Origin of the sequence: Streptosporangium carneum, from assembly GCF_027922005.1 — a bacterium.
GTDB classification, from domain to species: domain Bacteria; phylum Actinomycetota; class Actinomycetes; order Streptosporangiales; family Streptosporangiaceae; genus Streptosporangium; species Streptosporangium carneum.
On the sequence record NZ_BSEV01000005.1, the window covers coordinates 204,087 to 223,002 of the forward strand.

General features: G+C 69.8%; 13 protein-coding genes. 6 read left to right on the top strand and 7 right to left on the bottom strand.

Annotated elements, in window-relative coordinates; all coding sequences use genetic code 11:
• The first annotated feature begins 75 nt into the window (after positions 1–75).
• The 3 genes from PKF00_RS14410 to PKF00_RS14420 all read left to right on the top strand — a co-directional run bounded on the left by PKF00_RS14410 (position 76) and on the right by PKF00_RS14420 (position 5,572).
• Positions 76–921, top strand: a complete 846-nt coding sequence (locus tag PKF00_RS14410; protein WP_271217996.1) for a DegV family protein — start codon at positions 76–78, stop codon at positions 919–921.
• Between the two features lie 1,090 nt (positions 922–2,011).
• Entirely contained in the window at positions 2,012–2,686 is a 675-nt protein-coding gene (locus PKF00_RS14415) for a ComEA family DNA-binding protein (protein WP_271218148.1), read from the top strand.
• A gap of 360 nt (positions 2,687–3,046) precedes the next feature.
• Positions 3,047–5,572, top strand: a complete 2,526-nt coding sequence (locus PKF00_RS14420; protein ID WP_271217997.1) for a ComEC/Rec2 family competence protein — start codon at positions 3,047–3,049, stop codon at positions 5,570–5,572.
• A 160-nt stretch (positions 5,573–5,732) separates the two neighbouring features.
• Here PKF00_RS14420 and PKF00_RS14425 read toward each other — a convergent pair whose 3' ends face one another.
• Positions 5,733–7,376, bottom strand: coding sequence for an SMI1/KNR4 family protein (locus PKF00_RS14425; RefSeq protein WP_271217998.1), 1,644 nt, complete (start codon positions 7,374–7,376; stop codon positions 5,733–5,735).
• A 363-nt stretch (positions 7,377–7,739) separates the two neighbouring features.
• Positions 7,740–7,898, bottom strand: coding sequence for a hypothetical protein (locus PKF00_RS14430; protein WP_271217999.1), 159 nt, complete (start codon positions 7,896–7,898; stop codon positions 7,740–7,742).
• A gap of 100 nt (positions 7,899–7,998) precedes the next feature.
• Between PKF00_RS14430 and holA the strand changes: the two genes are divergently transcribed.
• On the top strand, positions 7,999–8,982 hold the full coding sequence (gene holA / locus PKF00_RS14435) for a DNA polymerase III subunit delta (protein ID WP_271218000.1): 984 nt from the start codon (positions 7,999–8,001) through the stop codon (positions 8,980–8,982).
• An 858-nt stretch (positions 8,983–9,840) separates the two neighbouring features.
• Here the strand turns inward: holA and rpsT are convergent.
• Positions 9,841–10,113, bottom strand: a complete 273-nt coding sequence (gene rpsT / locus PKF00_RS14440; RefSeq protein WP_271218001.1) for a 30S ribosomal protein S20 — start codon at positions 10,111–10,113, stop codon at positions 9,841–9,843.
• A gap of 381 nt (positions 10,114–10,494) precedes the next feature.
• Positions 10,495–11,496 (bottom strand): glycoside hydrolase family 18 protein, encoded by a 1,002-nt coding sequence (locus tag PKF00_RS14445; RefSeq protein WP_271218002.1) that lies wholly within the window; start codon positions 11,494–11,496, stop codon positions 10,495–10,497.
• A 74-nt stretch (positions 11,497–11,570) separates the two neighbouring features.
• On the opposite strand from PKF00_RS14445, the gene lepA reads away from it, so the two are divergent.
• Positions 11,571–13,409: a translation elongation factor 4 gene (gene lepA / locus PKF00_RS14450; protein ID WP_271218003.1), complete on the top strand. Its 1,839-nt coding sequence runs from the start codon at positions 11,571–11,573 to the stop codon at positions 13,407–13,409.
• Positions 13,410–13,702: 293 nt separating this feature from the next.
• Positions 13,703–14,338 carry an MOSC domain-containing protein gene (locus PKF00_RS14455; protein ID WP_271218004.1) on the top strand — a complete coding sequence of 212 codons (636 nt, stop codon included), beginning with the start codon at positions 13,703–13,705 and terminating at the stop codon, positions 14,336–14,338.
• Positions 14,339–15,059: 721 nt separating this feature from the next.
• On the opposite strand, the gene PKF00_RS14460 is transcribed toward PKF00_RS14455, so the two are convergent.
• The 3 genes from PKF00_RS14460 to PKF00_RS14470 all read right to left on the bottom strand — a co-directional run bounded on the left by PKF00_RS14460 (position 15,060) and on the right by PKF00_RS14470 (position 18,708).
• Positions 15,060–16,337 (bottom strand): glycoside hydrolase family 18 protein, encoded by a 1,278-nt coding sequence (locus PKF00_RS14460; protein ID WP_271218005.1) that lies wholly within the window; start codon positions 16,335–16,337, stop codon positions 15,060–15,062.
• Between the two features lie 251 nt (positions 16,338–16,588).
• Positions 16,589–16,939 (bottom strand): hypothetical protein, encoded by a 351-nt coding sequence (locus PKF00_RS14465; protein WP_271218006.1) that lies wholly within the window; start codon positions 16,937–16,939, stop codon positions 16,589–16,591.
• A complete protein-coding gene (locus tag PKF00_RS14470; protein WP_271218007.1) occupies positions 16,936–18,708 on the bottom strand; it encodes an AbeC-like domain-containing protein in 1,773 nt (590 codons plus the stop codon). Before PKF00_RS14470 ends, PKF00_RS14465 begins: the two co-directional genes overlap by 4 nt.
• Between the last annotated feature and the right edge of the window lie 208 nt (positions 18,709–18,916).

Genomic DNA, 18,916 nt, shown 5'->3' on the forward strand with positions numbered 1-18,916 from the left:
GCACGCGGCACGCGGAGCGACCCGGTGGGTCACTCCGCTCCTCGTCACGTGATCTCAGCTGGGTAATCTCTGGATATGTCACCATCGGTCGCCGTCGTCACGGACTCCACCGCGTACCTCCCGCGGGAGGAGACCTCCCGGCTGGGGATCACGGTGGTGCCCCTCCAGGTGGTCGTGGGTGGCAGGGCGCTCGACGACGTGGTGCAGGTCGACAGCGCGCGTATGAACGACGCGCTACGGGAATGGGCGCCGGTGACCACCTCGAGGCCCGCCCCCCAGCGCTTCGCCGACGCCTACGACGAGGCCGCGGCCCGGGGGGCGGTGGCTGTCGTCTCCATCCATCTTTCGGGGGACATGTCGGGCACGGTCGAGGCCGCTCGCGCAGGGGCGGAAGACTCCCTGATCCCCGTCGAGGTCATCGACAGCAGGTCGATCGCCATGGGCCTGGGCTTTCCCGTCATCGCCGCCGCCGAAGCGGCGGCCAGGGGCGCGACTCCGGCCGCCGTGGCCGACGCCGCGCGCCGCTGTCTGGCCTCGACCAGCAGCTTCTTCTACGTCGACACCCTGGAGTACCTGCGCAGGGGAGGGCGGATCGGCGCCGCGGCGACTCTGCTCGGATCCGCTTTGATGGTCAAACCCCTGCTGCACATCGCCGAGGGGGCGATCGTCCCCCTGGAGAAGGTCCGCACCGCCGCCCGTGCCATCGCGCGCCTGGAGGACCTCGCCGTCCAGGCCGCGGGAACCGGCCCGGTGCGCGTCGCCGTCCAGCACCTCGCCACCCGGTCGCGCGCCGAGGCGCTGGCCGTACGGCTGCCCACGCGCATCCCCGCACTGTCCAAGGTCATGGTCGTCGAGGTCGGCGCTGTCATCGGCGCACACACGGGTCCTGGCATGCTCGGCCTGACGGTGTCCCCGGCCTGACGGTGTCCCCGGCCTGACGGTGTTCCCCGGCCTGACGGTGTTCCCCGGCCTGACGGTGTTCCCCGGCCTGACGGTGTTCCCCGGCCTGACGGTGTTCCCCGGCCTGAGGGTGCCCCTGGCCTGACGGTGCCCCAGGCTTGACGGTGTCCCCAGGGCGGGCGGCGTCTTCGGGGTCGGAGCTGTCCCGGGCTTGAGCTCCCGGACCGGGTCCGGCGTGCCTCGGCTCAGCGCGTCGGGTGAGCAAACGGATCCGGCAGGTTTCGAGGCTCGCTGTCCACAGGTCGCCGTAGGTCCTTCGAGTTATCCCCAGAGTCGCGTTCGGTGGATTGGCGCGCAGCCACGTCGCCATAGCGTCCTGGACGTGCGGACCACAGATCAGGCCACCGAGCGACTCCGTGCCGAGTCGCGGCTGCGACTTCTGACGGCGTTCGACGTCCCCGACTCCGTCCCTCTTCCGCTACGCCTGGTTCATTCGACCTCTCCGGATCACCAGACCGGCCCGGGGCACCCGGCTTCGCCGATTTCCCCCGCTGCTCCTTCCAGGCCCATCGATGACGCCCCTTCCCGGTTCGCCGGCCCTGCGGGGCCGGAGGCTCCTCTCCGCCCCAGAGATCCTGTCGACCTTGACGCGCCCTCCCGCTCCGCCGATCTTGTCGGCTCAGGCTTCCCCTCCCCTCCTCATGTCTCCGTGCGGGCTGGCGGCTCGGCGCGCTCCAGTGGCTTCGCCGTACCGGAGGAGGTCGCCTCATCCCACAGCACGCCGCTCCAGGACAGCCGGTTCCGCTCCGGCCCCCTCTTCGGCCCCACAGGGGCCGCTGATCCGGGAGGCGTCGTTCGATCCTCCGCTCCCGCCGACCAGGAGGGCTTGGGCGAGTGGCCCGACGGCAGGGGTTTCGTCCCCTCGACGCTCGTCGTCGATCCGGGGGACACCGTCCGACCGGCCGACCCCACTGACCAGAAGGGCCGAAACCGTCAGGACGACCAGTCCGCTGTGGGGGGCTCCGCGCATCCGGGGAGCGCCGGGCGTTCCGAGGGCGCCGAAGCTTTCGCCCACACCGGCGCTCCCGCCGGCTGGATCCGCTCCACCCCGATGCCTCCCTCCTTAGAAGCCCTCCGTACGGCCGTCACCGCTCAGGGACCCTTGTTCGGCCTCAGCCGTCCGGCACTATGTGTGCTCGTTCTCATCGCCTTGGCCGCGGCTCTCGCGGCAGGCGTCCATCTCTGGCGATCACAACCGGAGCCCGAGCCGCTCGCCCCGCCCGCGCCGATCTCCGGCTCTCCTCCTGCGTCTCTGTCGCCCCTCTCGCATCCGTCCTCCCAGCCCGCGACCGCAGGCGAGGCGGCCTACGAGGTCACCGTCCACGTCACCGGCAAGGTTCGCCGCCCAGGCGTGGTAACTCTGCCTGGCGGCTCTCGAGTGACTGACGCCCTCCGGGTCGCGGGAGGCGTGCGCGAAGGCGCGGCGGCGGGCACGCTCAACCTCGCCCGCAGGCTCGTCGACGGGGAGCAGATCGTCGTCGGTGCTCCTGGCCCCGCCGCGGTGGCCGCACCGGCTGGGGTCGATCCCGCAACGGCTGTTCTCGATCTCAACAGCGCCACACCGCAACAACTCGAACAACTGCCGGGCGTCGGTGAGGTGCTCGCCCGTCGCATCACCGAGTACCGCGACGGTCACGGGGGTTTCCGCGACGTCGGTCAACTACGTGAGATCAGTGGCATCGGCGATCGGAAGTACGCCGAGATGAAGGACCGGGTCCGCGTATGAGCAGACACCTGACCCAGGTGGGGTCATGAACCATATGAGCAGACACCTGACCCAGGTGGGGTCATGAACCGTCCTGACGCTTTCACGACGTGGCGCTCCGACACCTCCGGCGACGTCGCCCGCGGCACCGTCCATGACGGCGGCCTCTCAGACCATGGCTTCTCAGACCATGGCTTCTCAGAGCACGGGGATGGGCCTCCACACCCGGCCGATGAGTTTTCACGCCGTGGTGAGAAGTCTTCACGTCGTAGTGAGGAGTCTTCATGCCGTGGTGAGGAGTCTTCACGTCATGCAGGTGGGCCTCCACCCCGTGGTGACAGTCCTTCCCGGCAGGACACACACTCGCACACACTGCATCTGGTGCTGCCCGCCCTCGCGGCCTGGGCCACGGCCCTTGTCCTTCTGGGCTGTTCCGCCTCCGCGGGAGGCTGGGTGGCCGCGATCGCCGTTGGCGGCGCGCTCCTGGCGGCGGTGATGTTCCGCCGGGAGAGGGAGGCGGGCTGGAGGAGTGTGACGTTCGCGGTGCTGGTGTGTGTGGCGGCCGTGGCCGGCACAGTGGCTTTCCACGTGCGTGCGACCGGCGTCGGACCGGTGGCCGAGCTGGTCGGCAGGAGGGCTTCAGCGACGGTGGAGGCGGTGGTGACGGACGATCCCAGAGAGCTGCCCCAGCGCGGCGGGCTTTTCCGCAGGAAGAGCTTCGTGGTGTCCGCGCGGATCGAGGTGGTCGAGACAGCGGCGGCCACGGCGGCGGGCGGCAGCACGGGAACTGCGGGGAACGGAGTGGTGGGAAACAGCGCGGTGGAGAACGGAGCGACGGCGGGGGAGGCGGCAGACGAGATGGAGAAGGGAGGAGAGAGCGGGGGGAGCACAGGGACAGGTGTGGGGGAGGGGGAGGGTGAGGTGATGCGTGGGGAGGCGAGCGGGGAGGCGAGGGGGAAGGCGAGGGGGAAGGCGAGGGGAGCGCTGGGCAGGGTCGCGGTGCGCGCGTCGGTGACGTTGCTCGCGTCCGGAGAGGAGTGGCGGTCGTTGCTGCCCAGTCAGCGGATAGCCGTCCGAGGACGGTTCGGTCCGGCCGGCCCGGGTGAGCTGCTCGCCGCTGTGGTGCTGGTGCGAGGGCCGCCCCAGGTCCTGAGCGGGCCGTCCTGGATCCAACGTGTGGCGGGGGAGCTGCGTTCAGGGCTGCGTGAGGCGGCGGCCGTGCTGCCACCGGCCCAGCGAGGGCTGCTGCCCGCGCTGGTCGTCGGAGACGTGTCCCGTATGGACGAGCAGGTCAGAGCGGACTTCAAACAGGCCGGGCTCAGTCACCTCACGGCGGTGTCGGGCGCCAATCTGGCGGTCACCGCCGGGGCGGCCGTCGCACTGGCCCGGAGCGTGGGGCTGCCCCTCGCCGCCCGGGCGGCCCTGGCGATGCTCGCCATGTTCTCCTTCGCGATCGTCGCACGTCCGTCGCCCAGTGTGCTCCGCGCTCTGCTCATGGGAAGCGTCGGCGCTCTGGCGCTCGGCACAGGGCGGCCGCGTGACGGCGTCGCGGCCCTGTCGGTGACCGTTCTCGGGCTGATCCTCTTCGATCCCGTTCTCGCCCGGTCCTACGGCTTCGCCCTGTCGGTCTGCGCCACCGGCGGCATCCTGGTTCTCGCCCCACGTTGGCGGGACCGGTTCGCCACGAGGTTGCCCCGTTGGGTCGCGGAGGCGATCGCCGTGCCCGCTGCGGCGCAGGTCGCCGTCACTCCGGTGCTGGTGTTGATGTCCGGGCAACTCGTACCTGCGGCTGTTCCCGCCAACCTGCTCGCGGGCCCCGCCGTGGCTCCCGCCACCCTGCTGGGTTTCGTCGCCGCACTGGTCGCACCGCTGCACATGGGAGCCGCGCACCTGCTGGTCCGTCCCGCCGGTCTGGCCATCGGTTGGATCATCGAGGTGGCGGAGCACGCCGCCGTGCTCCCCCTGGGGGTGATCTCGTGGCCCGGCGGTCTCGCGGGGCTGATCGCCCTGCTCGTGGTCGTCCCGCTCGCCTTCCTCGCGCTGCGACGTCAGTGGTCGCGCCGGGTCGTCGCGGCCGCGGTGTCCGGAGCGGCCGTCGTCGCCGTCGTGGCCGGATCGGTCGTGACCGCTTGGCCGCCCGAAGACTGGCTGTTGGTGGCGTGTGACGTCGGCCAGGGGGACGCGCTGCTCGTCGCCGCGGGACCGGGCCGTGCCGTGGTCGTGGACACCGGGCCTGATCCTGTGCGGATGGACCGGTGCCTGAGGTCCATGAGGGTGCGGGAGGTTCCACTCGTCATCCTCACCCATCCGCACTTCGACCATGTCGGAGGACTGGACGGGGTTTTCCGCAGGCGTACGGTGGGGGCGATCATGGTCACACCCCGAAGCGCGGCCGAGAGCGAGGGCGTCCGGCTGAGCGGTGATCTCGCTCGGCGCAGGGTCGTCGAATGGGCGGCGCGTCCGGGGCTGAGTTGGCGCTTAGGTCCCTCCGAGCTCACGGTTCTCGCCCCGCAGGCCGAGACGCCCCCGTCCGGTGGAGGCGAGGGAACGACCATCAACAACGCCAGCGTCGTGGTGCATGTGCGCTGGGCGGCCGGTACGGCGTTGCTCAGCGGAGACATCGAGACCGAGGCACAGACCGAGCTCCTCAGACGAGGTCTGCCGCGGGTCGACATTCTCAAGGTTCCCCATCACGGATCGGCGAGACACGATCCCGCCTTCTTCGCGGCGACCGGCGCCCGTGCCGCCCTGATCAGCGTCGGGGCCGACAACGACTACGGTCACCCGGCCGCACCCACTCTGACCGGGCTGCTGGGGCTCGGCATGCGGGTCTACCGGACCGACCTGTCGGGAACTCTCGCCGTGGTCGCCCGCGAAGGAGGGCTGGCTGTTGTCTCAGGAAAGTGAGGCCTCTCACGGCCGGCGATCCGACGGGTTCGGCCGGCGTCCAGGAGCCATGCTCCGCCGGTGTCAGCCCGTCGAAGGGGGAGAACCACGGCGGTCCGCCGGCCTTGGTGCGGCTGATCACCGCGTGCCGTTCCTGTTCATGGGGCTTCGGCATGGCCGGTCATCTTGTGCTCTCCCAGTCCAGTTCGCCCTTCCTGACGGTGGGGCGCCAGCCGCGAATGGGACGGCCGGTCTCCAAAGACCTCGCCGTCGCCTTGAGCAGCGCGAGATAGGAAGGCCAGACGACGTCGCCTTCGAAGGTCAGTCCCTCCTCGTTGAAGTACTCACCGGTTTTACCGGTTCGGGTGTCGATGAAAAGGTTTCCACCGTCGTGAGCGGCGGCGAACGGGATCAGGTGGCCGTCCCACCAGTAGCCGACCCCCTCCCCGGATCCGCTGAGAACGATGTCGCACAGCATCTTCCAGTCCGAGTAGACGTACTTGGCGGACATCAGCTCGTAGAACGGGGCGGGTCCGAATCCCCAGGAGCCGGCGCCGTTGTGGCGGAGCAGAGAGGCGCGCAGGTCGTCGGGAAAGCGCAGGCCCATGGCGGCCTCCACCTTCGCGATGTCCCGAGGGCGGGCCGGGGGCGGGAGAAGCTTGTACGTGGCAGGAGCCTTGCGGGCCAGCCATCGTTCGACGCGCCGCCAGACGGCGTTGATCTGGGCGGTGACCTCCGGACCCGGAGTCCGGACGACCGGAGTCCCCCGTGCGGGCCTGCACCCGCTGGCGCGCACCTGTTCCGGTGTGGGCTTGTCCGGCGTCGGCTCGACGGTCGGGGTGGGGGTCGGCGACGGGCGGGGCCCGCCGGCGCAACCGGTGGGGGCGGAATCCGCGGGTTCCTCGGCCCAGCGCAACTCACATCCGGGGGTGACGACGGGATACCAGTCGCGCAGCGCCGTACCCCTCTCCAGCGAATCGGCGAGGGCTTCCAGAAGGGCGAGATACGACGGCCAGCCCATGGGGCCGTCGTAGCTGAGGTCTTCGTTCCACGCCGACTCGCCGACGCGGCCGGTTCGAGGCTCGACGAACAACTCCTTACCGGTGCTCGTGTCGCCGATCGCCAGCAGGCTGCCGTGCCATCGCCCGTGTTCGGGGTCGGCCGCTTCCCGGTTCCCGTCCATCACGAGGTCCTGGCACTTTCCGCTGTTGACGTGGTCGATGTCGGACAGCTCGAGAAGGCCGTAGGACGGGGGCAGCTGGAACCCGTCGCCCAGGTTGCCGTCGGCTCCGTCGTGGTGCATGTAGGAGGCGTACAGGTCGTCGGGCAGCCTGCGTTTGTGAGACTCCTCCCAGAGAGCGAGCGCCTCAGGTCCTGCGGGAAATTTCAGCTTGCGCAGGGTGGCGGACGCGTGCTCGCCCAGCCAGCGTTCGATCCGGGCCCATGCCTGGTCGACCCTGGTGGAGATCGCCGGGTCGGGCGTCCGGGAGGAGGGAGGCGGCGTCGGGGAGAAGTGGTCGAGATCCGGCTCGGGCGACGAGATCACGTCGGGAACAGGTGCTTCGGCCGTGTCCGATCCGTCGTGCCAGGTGATGGGGTCGCATCCTGCGGCTTTCGCCTCCTCGGGAGTGAACGCCTGAGCTTTGATCTGGGCTTCGAGCTCGGGGTCCTGGCACGACATCGAGACCGTGTCGCCCACCGAGGAGGAGACGCAGGTGACGATCAGCCCTCTTTCGAGGTCGGTCGAACTGGCCGCGGCTCCGCACACCAACAGCGCTGCGGCGACTGCCAGTCGTGCAGGGCGAAACAGCCAAAACCTGATCATTTGTCGTACGCTAGCGAGCCGGGCGCGTCAGCCGCCGACAAACGTCCAAACACCCCCTCGCCTGCGACTCGTCAGGACGACAGGTGCTTTTGGCGGCCGGGGACGAGCCCGGAGGCGACGCGACGACTCCCGGGGAGAGCGGGCTCGAGAGTTCTCGAAAGGAGCAGGTCCGGGAGTCTGGGTCTCGAGCTCAAAGAGAGCGTTGACTGGAGCGGTCTGGGCACCGCCGCGTCGCGGGAGTCCGGCCGATCCTCGGCGGAGGCGAGGGGTTGGGGAACGAGCCCTGGACCGAGACGGTGGGGTCGGCCGAGTCGTGGGCGTTCGGCCGATCCTCAGCGGAGGCGAGAGCTCGGGGGAGGTGCCCTAGACCGAGACGGTGGGGTTGGCCGGGTGGTGGAACTCAGTGTCCACGTCGGCGGCGTAGACGGAACGGCCGCAGGGGGCGCAGCGATACATGATGGGTCCCTCGTCGAGGGCCGCGCCGCAGTGGGGGCAGGCATGACGGCAGACGGTGGAATTCATCGGGTTTTCATCTCCTCTGGTCATTCAGAGTGTGCCGCACGCCACCTGCAGATGAATTGCGAATCGCTTGTCGATTGCGATTCGGCCACCGGTACGTGGCATGCTGCTGAGCATGGCGGCGACCAATCCAGCACCAGTGACCTTGGTAGTCGGCGACGAGGAGTTGCTGGCGGATCGCGCGGTTGGCGAGGTGGTCGCCGCCGCGCGGGCGGCCGACCCTGGGGCCGAGATTCACGACCTGGTCGGCGGGAAGGTCGAGCCAGGAGAGTTGACTCGGCTGACCTCGCCGTCGTTGTTCGGGGACAGGTCGGTGGTGGCCATCCGCTCCGCCCAGGACCTCGCCAAGGAGGTCATCGCCGAGATCGTCTCCTACACCGGAAACCCGTCGGAAGACACCGTCCTGGTCCTGGTCCATCCAGGTGGGGTCAAGGGAAAGGCACTGGTCGACGGCGTCAAGAAGGCCGGAGCCCAGGTGATCACCATCACCAAGCTGACCAAACCCGCCGAACGGCTCGCGTTCGTCAAGGCCGAGTTTAAGCGGGCAGGGCGCACCATCGGCGGCGACGCGGCGGCCGCCCTGCTCGACGCGGTGGGCACCGACCTCAGAGAGCTCGCCGCCGCCTGCAGCCAGCTCGCCTTCGACACACCGGGAAAGGCCATCGACGAGGCGGCCGTCGCCCGTTACCACCGGGGACGGGCCGAGGTCAGCGGGTTCACCGTGGCCGACTCCGCCGTGGAGGGCCGCCTGGGAGACGCCCTGGAGCAGTTGCGCTGGGCTCTCGCGACAGGCACCGCCCCTGTTCTGCTGGTGAGCGCGCTCGCCGGCGGTCTGCGCTCCCTGGCAAAGGTGGGCGGCGCTCCCCGCAATCTGCGCGGCGGGCAGCTCGCCAGCCATCTCGGCATGCCGCCGTGGAAGATCGATCGCGTCCAGCGTCAGCTGAACGGCTGGGGACCCGAGGGCATCGCCCGCGCGCTCCAAGCCGCCGCGACGGCCGACGAGCAGGTCAAGGGAGGCGGCGCCGATCCCGCCTACGCGCTGGAGCACATGATCCAGACCGTCGTCGCCAGCCGTACCGGTCGCTGAGACCCACCCGGCGATCTCGCTCCCACGCGCACGGTGATGCCCGGCTGGGAATTCGGTCGGATGCGGGCCGTCGCGACCTCGCCCATGCGTGTGCAGGTCCGTCCCTGCGCGGACAGACCGGGTGGCACGGGGCCTGGGGCCCGTAACCACGGGGGCCCGGGACGGGAACGGAGGTGTCCTGGGAGGAGATGCCCGGAGCGGGGATATCCGGGGGGCGGAAGTGCTCGGGATGGGGATGCCTGGGGTGAGGGTGTCCGAGGCGGGGATACCCGAATCCGGGACGGAGGTGTCCGGTGGGTGGGGGCGTCCGGGGCGGGGATGCTCGGGGCGGAAGTGCTCGGGATGGGGATGCCTGGGGGATGCCCGAATCCGGGACGGAGGTGTCCGGTGGGTGGGGGCGTCCGGGGCGGGGATGCTCGGGGCGGAAGTGCTCGGGATGGGGTGTCCGGGGCGGGGATGCCTGAGGCGGGGACGATCGGGGGCGGAAGTGCCCAGGATGGAGATGCCCGGGTCCGGGGCGGGGGTGTCCGGGGACGAGGCGTCCGGGATGGGGATGCCTGGGGCGGGGGTGTCCGCGGGCCCGCTGGTGGAGCGTTCTGTTCAGACGAGGTCGTGTGTCCGGCTGAGAGGACGTCCCGTGACGGGGCGGGTCTGGGGAGTGGGCAGTCGGATCTGGACGGATTGTGCGGATCGGGTCGGATGGCGGGCGGGTCGCGTCCACGGGCAGGACATGCCCCTTTGGGGGCATGCGTCCTTGGGAGGGATGTGCGAACCGGGCGGGGCGTCGGGAGCCCGGGCGGGGACAACGCCAAAGACGCCGCACCCCCTTCGAGGGTGCGGCGTCTGGAAGAACCTGGGTTACTTGGCGGCCGACAGGGCGGCGACGCGCTGGGCGATCGCCGACTTGCGGTTGGCGGCCTGGTTCTTGTGGATCACGCCCTTGCTGGCGGCCTTGTCCAGCTGGCGGGAGGCGGCGCGCATGAGCACAACGGCCTCGTCGACCTTGCCCTGGTCGGCAGCCTCGCGGAACTTGCGGACGGCCGTCTTCAGGGACGACTTGACAGCCTTGTTACGCAGCCGGGCCTTCTCGTTCTGCCGGTTGCGCTTGATCTGGGACTTGATGTTCGCCACGAAGAAGCCTCGGTGAATGTCGTCGGAGTGGGGCGCGCGGGCAGAGAGGGCGCGCCACACGCAGTTGAATAGGCTACCAACTGCCTGGGCGGTCGCTCAAATCGACAGCCTGGACAGAGGGATGCCTGATCAGCTTACCGTGCTCATGTCCTGATCGTCGCCGGGAACCGCCGACCGTCCCACACCGGATCGGGCGACCGCTCCACATCGGACCGGGGAAGCGCCGCCGATGCCGTCGGATTCCGTCTCCCGGCTCTTGTGAGAACCCTCGGCGGAGTCGTCTTCCAACCCGTCGAGCCCTCCTGCTGGAAGGTCTCCCAACCGTCTGGTCCCCCACTGGAGGACGGAGCCGGGGGGACGTCCGGCGAGGGCGGGGCGGGCTCAGGGGCGTAGCCAGGCCCGGTCGTACTCCTCCCAGTCCTCGGCGGTGGCCGCGAAGTCGACGTAGAGCGCCAGCCCGAACAGCTCTCGCTGCTTCCCGTGGGAGGTCAGGGCCAGCCGGGCGCCCTCGGCAGCGGTCTCGACGCTCTCCGCCATGTCGCCCCACTCCACTCCGTGGTCATGGTAGGCCGGGGCGCCGATCAGCAGGGTCTTCTCCTCGGGCACGAGTTCCAGCGCCAGCGTGCTCTGCCGTACGACGTAGCCGCCGTAGAGCAGTTCGGAGGGGAGGAAGGAGTCGTAGGTCATGATCGCCACCTGGTCGGCACGGGTCACGACCTCCTGGAAGTAGGCCGGTGACCAGTACTTGTCGTGGCCGATGACCGCGCGCACCGCGGGCCGGGTGAGCGGGAACGGTTCGATCTGGGGTGTCGAGACGGAGAGCAGGCCTTCGCCGACGACCTGGCGGGTGCGGGTCAGCAGGTCCAGGAACTCGGTGTCACCGTCGCCGACCGGCTCGAAGTTGTAGTGCACGCCGTCGAATCCGGTCGCCATGATGGCGCGCGCGCCGTCCAGCACGCGCTGCCTTGAGGCGGCGTCGTCGAGGTCGAGGCCTACGTCGACCTTCTGCCCCAGCCACGCCGAGACTCGGATCTTCGGCAACTCCGCGCGCAACCGTTTCAGGAAGTCGGCGGCCTTGGCGTACTTCGCGGGAGGAAGCGTGCCGTCGAAGTCGAACGGGCCGGAGTGGACGTACAGGTCCCTGATCCCGCTCTTGCGCAGCCGGGCGGCCAGAGCCTTCACGTCGGCGGCGTTCTTACGGCCGTCCACCCACATGTGACCGAGCCACAGAGCGTCGTGGCCGGTGCTCTTCGCCCAGGGGGCGGGTGTCCCGGTAAACTGGATCGTGAGGGTGGCCGCGGCCACCCCTGGCAGTACAAGGAGCAGGGCCGCGACCGCCACTGAAAACCGCAGGCCGCGCCGTGCTCTGGTCTGGGTAATCACCCGGACATGTCACCATGGAGAACGGCTGGTATGCCAGCCGTAGATCGTCATCAATCCCGTCGAAACGGACACCGGTGCGCATTCAGCCTGGCCAGACCGATCCCGCGGTGATCCGCAACTTCTGCATCATCGCGCACATCGACCATGGTAAGTCGACGCTTGCCGACCGCATGCTGCAGATTACCGGTGTGGTCGACGACCGCTCCATGCGCGCCCAGTACCTCGACCGGATGGACATCGAACGCGAACGCGGCATCACGATCAAGTCGCAGGCGGTCAGGTTGCCGTGGCAGGTGGACGGCACGGACTACGTCCTCAACATGATCGACACTCCGGGGCACGTGGACTTCACCTACGAGGTCTCCCGCTCGCTCCAGGCGTGTGAGGGCGCGATCCTGCTGGTCGACGCCGCGCAGGGGATCGAGGCGCAGACCCTGGCCAACCTCTACCTGGCCATGAACAACGACATGACGATCATCCCGGTGCTCAACAAGATCGACCTTCCGGCCGCCCAGCCGGAGAAGTACGCCGCGGAGATCGCCCACCTCATCGGCTGCGAGCCCGAGGACGTCCTCAAGGTCTCCGGCAAGACCGGCGTCGGCGTCCGGGAGCTGCTCGACCACGTCGTCGCGAGCGTCCCCGCCCCGGTCGGCGAGGCCGACGCGCCCGCCCGTGCGCTGATCTTCGACTCCGTCTACGACACCTACCGCGGCGTGGTCACCTACGTCCGGGTCATGGACGGTCATCTGGGCAAGCGCGAGCGCATCCTGATGATGTCCAGCGGCGCGACCCACGAGACCCTGGAGATCGGCGTCATCTCCCCCGAGCCCAAGATCGCGGACAAGGGTCTGGGCGTCGGCGAGGTGGGTTACCTGATCACCGGCGTGAAGGACGTGCGCCAGTCGCGGGTCGGTGACACCGTCACCTCCGGCACCCGGCCCGCCACCGAGGCGCTCAGCGGCTACGAGCACCCCAAGCCGATGGTCTTCTCCGGCCTCTACCCGATCGACGGCGACGACTACCCCGAGCTCCGTGAGGCGCTGGACAAGCTCCAGCTCAACGACGCCGCCCTGGTCTACGAGCCGGAGACCTCCGCGGCCCTCGGCTTCGGCTTCCGCTGCGGCTTCCTCGGCCTGCTCCACATGGAGATCGTCAGAGAGCGTCTCGAGCGCGAGTTCAACCTCTCGCTCATCTCCACCGCGCCCAACGTGGTGTACCAGGTGGTCATGGAGGACGGCAAAGAGGTCGTCGTCACCAACCCCTCCGAATTCCCCACGGGCAAGGTCGACAAGGTCTTCGAGCCGGTGGTGAAGGCGACCGTGCTGGTCCCCTCTGAGTTCATCGGGGCGATCATGGAGCTCTGCCAGAACCGCAGAGGCAACCTCCAGGGCATGGACTACCTGTCCGAGGACCGCGTCGAGATTCGCTACACCATGCCGCTCGGCGAGATCATCTTCGACTTCTTCGACCAGCTCAAGTCCCGCACTCGCGGCTACGCCTCGCTCGACTACGAGCCCTTCGGCGAGCAGGAGTCCGAGCTCGTCAAGGTCGACATCCTGCTCCAGGGTGAGGCCGTCGACGCCTTCAGCGCCATCGTCCACAAGGACAAGGCCTACGCCTACGGCGTCGAGATGGCCAAGAAGCTCCGCGAGCTCATCCCGAGGCAGCAGTTCGAGGTGCCGATCCAGGCCGCGATCGGCGCCAGGGTCATCGCCAGGGAGAACATCCGCGCCATCCGCAAGGACGTCCTCGCCAAGTGCTACGGCGGCGACATCTCCCGTAAGCGCAAGCTGCTGGAGAAGCAGAAGGAAGGCAAGAAGCGGATGAAGATGGTCGGCCGAGTCGAGGTGCCCCAGGAGGCCTTCGTCGCGGCGCTGTCCACCGAGTCCTCCGCCGACAAGTCGAAGAAGTAGTCCGCGCGGGGCCGGGAAGCCTCCTCGAGGCTCCTGACGGCCCCGGCCGTTCCGAACCGCTCGCCGAAGCGGTCACCGGCTCGGCGGCGGCCGTCACGGTGAGCCGGTGCACGGGCTCCGGACGGTGCTCGCCTCGGTGTCGGGTGGTGTGGGGTGTCCTGCCCTGAGGCGTCGGATGGCCGCGCGTGGGCGCGGTCAGCCGACGCCGTCGTGTGATGGGGCCGGGAGACTCGTGTGACGGGAAGCGGGAGAAACGCCTCGCCTCCCCGGGGGAGGGCGGCTACCGTCGTGTCATGCGCATCGTCGCCGTCAACGTGGGCAGGGCCGTCGACGCCGAATGGGCGGGGAAGCTCGGGCGGACCGCGATCGACAAGGCCGAGGCGCGGGGCCGGATCGAGGTCGGGCCCAACGGCCTGGCGGGCGACGAGCGGGCGGACGTCGAGCATCACGGCGCGCCCGACCACGCGGTTTACTCCTATGCCCGCGAGGACTACGACTGGTGGCAGCGGGAGCTGGGCCGTGAGCTGCGCAACGGCTGTTTCGGGGAGAACCTCACCACGGAGGGCCTCGACGTCAACGGCGCGGTGATCGGCGAACGCTGGCGGGTCGGCACGGCCGTCATCGAGGTCACGGGGCCCCGGGTGCCGTGCCTGGTGTTCCGCAACTGGCTCGGTGAGAAGGGCTGGATCAAGCGTTTCACCCAGGCGGGCAGGGTCGGGGCCTATCTGCGGGTGGTCGAGCTGGGGGATCTCGGCTCCGGCGACGCCGTGGAGATCGTCGCCCGCCCTGAGGGCAGTGTCACCGTCACCGAGTCCTTCCGCGCCTACCACGGGGACAAGGAACTACTGCGGCGTCTGCTCGCCGTGCCCGGCCACTCTCCCGTGTGGGACGAGGTCGCCGACCGGGTGCTGGGCGGCCGGAGGGCCTGACGGGGAGGTCGCTGACTGGCTCCGGCGGGGCTCCACGGGGGCTCCAGGCTGCCGCAGGCGTGCTTTCCCGTCATGGACGGCCACGGGATCCCGACGAGACCGTGCGGGAACTGTCGAGCTTCGCTTTGGCGGTCGAGGACGCGTCAGAGAGCGGGAGGGAATCGCGCCAGGTGTGCTGCGCTGGGAAACCGCCCCAAACCACTCCAGCGAAACCCGGAGATCACTTCATGGGCGCGGAGGGGGACCGGTCAACGGGTTCGCGCCGTTCATGGGCGCCGTTCCGCTCTGTGCCGCCGCTCGCCGTACCGGCGCTGAAAGGGGGCAGCGCTGGAAGGGGCGTAGAGCTGAGGGGGGAGGCAGTGCTGCGAGGGGCGCGGCGTTGAGGGGGTGGGTGGTGCGGCGCTGGAAGGGGGGCGCAGTGCTGCGAGGGGTGGTGTGGCGCTGGAAGGGCGCAGGCCGGCAGAGCTGAGGGGGAGGCAGTGCTGGAGGGGGGCTGTGGGGCTGAAAAGGGGTGTGGTGGTGCGGGCGGGGGCGCTGATGACCCAGGATCTGCGACCCCGCCCGGTCTTGAGGAGGCGGCCAGGCGCGGGGCTTCCGGAGGGAGTCACCTGGCACGTGATGTCCAGGGGGCTTCGCTTCCGGTGGGACGGCCGGAGTCAGTCGTCCCACCGGAAGCCTCTGGAGGGAGCCGCCCCGCGCAGGGCGGCCGGAGGGAGTCGGCTCAGCGGAGGACGTTGTAGATGGCCGAGGTCAGGGACGCCTTGGCGTCGTCCTGGTCGATGGACCACATCATGGAGCCGCCGAGGCCCTTGAGGCGGATGTAGGCCGCCTTCTGGGTCGCGGTGGCCGGGGTGTCGTAGGACCAGAACTCGTTGCCGTCATAGATCCAGGCGGATCCGGTCCTCGGGTCGAAGTAGCGCTTGCCGGGCTTCTTGACGATGTTCTTGTAGTCGTCGGAGCCGGCGGCCCAGGTGCCCTGGGCGGCGCCGGTGGCGCTCTTGAACAGGCCGTTGCCGCCGCCGGTGACGCCGGTCCAGCCCTGGCCGTACGCCGGGATGCCGACCACGATCTTCTTGGCCGGGGCGCCGCGCGACAGGTAGTCGCGGACGGTCTGGTCCACGCTGTACTTCACCGTGTTGGGGTCACGCCGGTCGGTGAGCAGGTTGCCGTTGTGGCCGGTGATGTTCTCCCACGAACCACGCAGGTCGTAGCCCTGAACGGTGGCGAAGGTGAAGTGCTTGAAGAGCTCGCGGACCTCGAAGCCCGCGTCGATCTTCGCCGCGGCGGCAGGAAGGTAGGCGCTCAGCTCGCTCTTCCGGTTCACCTCGTTCATCTGGCGGCGCAGCTCGGCGGTGAAGAGCGTGAAGTTCCGCTTGTCCTCGGGCCTGATGACGTTGCCCTCGGCGCCGGAGGAACCCGGCCACTCCCAGTCCAGGTCGATGCCGTCGAAGACGCCCGCGCCCGCGCCGGGGGCGGCGCCGGGCAGGTTGCCCTTGAGCCACAGGTCGACGCAGGAGGCCGCCAGCTTGCTCCGCCCCTCGGCGGTGAGCACCGCGTCGGAGAAGTACTTCGAGCCGCTCCAGCCGCCGAGGGAGATCATCGCCTTGAGGCCGGGGTGCTTGGCCTTGAGCTTCTTCAGCTGGTTCAGGTTGCCGTTGAGGACCTGGCCCTCCGGGTCGGCGACGCCGTCCACGCTCTGGTCGGCGGGCACCGGGCGCTGCCAGTCGGCCCAGGAGTCGGAGGAGATGCAGTTTCCCTCGGGGCTGACGAATCCGAAGGCGTAGTTGACGTGGGTGAGCTTGGCGGCCGCGCCGGTGGTGTCGATGTCCTTGATGTGGTAATTACGGCCGTAAATGCCCCACTGAACGAAATAGGCGACCCGCTTGAAGCGGTCGCCGTGGTCCGGGTGCGCCTGGGCCTGGGCGGGAGCCGGTACGGCCAGCGCCGTCAGACCGGCGGCGAGGGTCGCCGCGAGCGTGTTCCGGAGGAGTCTCTGCACGGGCTTCTCCACTTGCTGGGGGGGTAACTTATAGGAAACTTTCCTTTAAGTTTTCCCGGATCGTAGACTTGGGCGATCTAGGCGTCAATGGTCTGCCCGGGATTTGCTGCATAGGCCCCGCCGGTCACACCGGCCCCACCGAGTGCGGGACCCGCCGGAGCGTCGTCCGCCGGGTCCGAGACCGCCGGGCGGGGCCGGAACGGGCGGCCGGAAGGCCGCCGTCGCTCGTGTCGCCGACCCGCCCGGAGGGGCTAGGTACCCGACACCAGGGCGGCGAGCGCCGCGACCGCCTCGGCGATGGCGGCGACCGAGGTGACACGGCCCGCCATCCTGGCCAGGGTCCCGGACAGGTAGTCGCCGTCGGGGCTGTCCTCCTGGAGTTCGGCCTCGACCTGGTCGGCGTCCCTGAGCAGGGGACGGGTGTCGCCGAGCTCCGCGGCGTGCCGCCGTACCAGCTCGCGGATCAGGGCGAGCAGCTCGGCCGGGCGGTCGCCGCCCGCGGGGGCCGTGGTGTGCTGCACCGCCTGGGCGCCGATCCCGGCGGCCATCGGGCCGTTGAAGACGCCCCCGGTGATCTGGAAACCGCTGTTGCTCTCGCTCACTTGTCTCCTCCGTGCTGGCTCGCGCTCGCCCCGGTCCCGGCCGCGACCGGCCCGTTGAAGGTGCCGCCGGTGATCAGGGCGCCGTTGTTGATGATGTTCGAGGCCTGCGCCCTGTATCCGCTGGTGTCGATGTCCTTGGAGTCCAGGTAGTCGAGGACCGCCTCGGTGAGCCGCCGTTCGATCAGCTTGACGTACTTGTCGGCGTCGAGCCGCTGGATGAACCCGCCGAGGCCGTAGGCGGATCCCAGCTCCCGCACGCTCCTGCGCGCGCCGAAGGGGTAGACGGGCAGGGCCGCGGGGTTGCGCGTCTCCCGGCGCCATCGGATCGCCCTGACCGCGACGCGGACCAGACGGAAGGGTGCGAAGACCGTGTCGGCGATCAGGTCCAGCGTGTTCCGGCTGACCGCGCGCCAGACGAGCGCCGGTCCGGTGAGGGCGGGCAGTTCGTCGACGACCCGGTACTCGGCGGCGACCGGAGGCAGCACGGTCAGCACGAACTGCGTGTAGAGCATCCGTCCCTCCACCGCGAGATGGATGAAGGCGGAGACGGAGACCTGCCTGTCCTCGCCGGGGGCGAGAAGGGAGCCGTTCGAGCTCACCATCTCCTCGCCGTCGCTGTCGACGGTGACGCGCTGGTAGTGCTTCAGCCCGCCCTGGGGCTGGCGGATCACGTCGGTGATCACCTCGGGCGGAGCCACGAAGTGCGGCAGGCCGCTCGCGGTGTCGATCAGCGGGTGGCTCTGTCCGCTCCAGCGGCGCGGGGCGCCGGATTCGGGCCAGTCGAGCCGGGTGAACGTGCCGCGTGCGGTGAGGTGGTCGCCGACGTGCATACGGCTGACCCGCTCGGGGGCCTCGTTGACCGCGTCACGCATCTCCAGCAGGCGCTGCCTGACGAAGGAGTGCAGATCGGCCGGGTCGATCCGCGCGTAGTCGCGGGGGGTGGCGGCGGGGGAGTTGTCGGAGCGCGTCGTCCGGTCCAGCTCCGCCACGATCGACCACGAGCGCCGTACGGAGCCCGCGCCGACGAACGGGTCGTCCGCGCCGAAGAGCGTGATGTTGCCCCACTGGGCCTGGTCGAGGTAGGCCTTGCGGCTCCGTCGCCAGCCGGTGTCGCCGGAGCCCCCGGGGGGCGGGAGGGTGGCGCCGGGGCGCAGTTCCGTGCTCAGCGCCACGTAGCGGTTGATCCGGTAACCGGCCGCGATGGCCAGGGGGAGGAAGCTGATCAGCAGGCTGATCAGCAGGCCGAGCAGGAGAGCCAGGACGATGAGCAGCGGGGACGGAGAGGTGTCGACGTAGGTGCCCGTCGCCATGTCGAAGGCCCTCGAGGATCTGGGCAGGAAGGCCAGGGCCATCCAGATGAGGAACAGCGGCAGCACGGCGAACTCCGCGACGGTCAGGAGGATCAGCAGCACCCGCCAGACCCTGGGACCCCGCCGGACACGGGGCAGGGACAGCAGGGCTAGCGGAAGGAGCAGGCAGATCCAGTTCCAGCCGAACACGCCCAGGAGGGACGCCGTCCCGGTGATCAGGGCATCGCGGATCAGGGTCATCTGCTGGGCCCGCAGACAGTGCGTCAGCACGGGGGTCAGGTTCCACCCGCCCAGTGAGGGGGCGACGGCGCGATGGGGGTCGCCCATCAGCTCGTCCAGCACGCGGTCGCGGAAGCGGCTGTCGAGGTAGGCGCCCGCCGACAGGTAGCGGGTGGCGTTCTGCAGGGGCGGCGGCGCGGCGGTCTGGTCGGCGCCGGGTTCGGTCGCTGGGTGGCTCACGGGCTCTCCGAAGGGGGATGCATGGTGAAAACCGAGGGGGATGCATGGCGAAAAGGAGTGCGTGTGCATATGTCGGAAAGATCGACAAACAGCGTGGACCACTTTCACCGTCAGGACCATCGGAACCGTGTGCCAAGTTGGTGCCCAGCTTCGCGGCCGCCGTCCGGCCCCGCCGGTCCCGGGGGTGCGGCCCGTCGCCCGCCGGTTC